The sequence below is a fragment of the Psychrobacter sp. 1U2 genome (assembly GCF_051847575.1).
Window position 1 is genome coordinate 1 of the sequence record NZ_JBPYDC010000350.1, and the last position, 1,175, is coordinate 1,175.

Annotated in this window: 1 protein-coding gene; it reads left to right on the forward strand. The window is 45.3% G+C overall.

The annotated features are described in order from the left end of the window. On the forward strand, window positions 1-1,175 hold a 1,175-nt coding region (locus ACS8FD_RS15735; protein WP_439276536.1), incomplete at both ends, for a biotin/lipoyl-containing protein.

The following is a 1,175-nucleotide window of genomic DNA, read 5'->3' on the forward strand; positions in this document are numbered from 1 at the left end:
TGGAGATGAACACCCGTCTGCAAGTTGAGCATCCAGTCAGTGAGGCCATTACTGGTGTAGACTTGGTTGAATGGCAACTCTTGGTCGCGGCAGGTCAGCCATTACCAAAAACGCAAGATGAGCTTGCGATCAATGGTCATGCGATTGAAGCGCGTATCTGTGCTGAAAATCCTGACAATGACTTCTTACCAGCGACAGGTACTTTATTTACCTATCAAAAGCCTGAACATAGTACCTTTATAATTAATAATGACAGCGCAGGCGTGCGCATCGATGATGGTGTACGCGAAGGTGATGTAATCAGCCCGTTTTACGACTCTATGATTGCAAAGCTTATCGTTCATGCGCCAACGCGCGAGCAAGCATTGGCGAAACTCGATCGAGCACTGGGACAAACGCGCATCGTTGGTTTACCGACGAATGTGGCGTTTTTGCGTTATATTCTTAATACTGAGTCATTTAGTAAAGCCAATCTTGATACTGCGTTGATTGAACGTGAGCATGATGAGTTGTTTAATCAGCATCCGCTTGAGTTATCGACGCTGGTTGTGACTGCTATTACGCAGCAGCTTGCCAGTGAAGGCGCTGCCCAAGGTACAGATGCAGATCCATTTAGTAAGCCTACTGGTTTTCGTGCTTATAACGATTATACAAGATCGTTTAGCTTGGGTTATGATGAGCAATCTTATAGCGCTCGTATTAGCAATTGGCACAATGCACATTATTCTGACAGCAAAAAGGGTGCTGAAAATACCAGCAGCTTTACATTGATTATTGAAAAAGAGATCGCAAGTAACGATACTCAAAATAATGTTAATGTAGCCGCTCAGACAGAAAGTATTTATGAGAGTGATGTGAGTTATGCCAGCAGCGACGCACATAATCATACTTTATGGATTGATGGCGCACGTATTAGCGCTCAAAGTTGGGTACATAATGAGATCGTTTATGTGTTCACCGACAGCGGTCGTGACGAGATTACGCTGATCGATATCATGGCGCACGTGGGCGAAGAGTCTGCAGCGGTCGGCAGCTTAAAGTCACCAATGCCAGGTCAGGTAGTGGCATTTAAAGTAGAAGTCGGCGACACAGTCAAAAAAGGTGAGCCACTCGCTGTTATTGAAGCAATGAAAATCGAACATACCATTACCGCACCGACTGATGGGGTAGTGGCA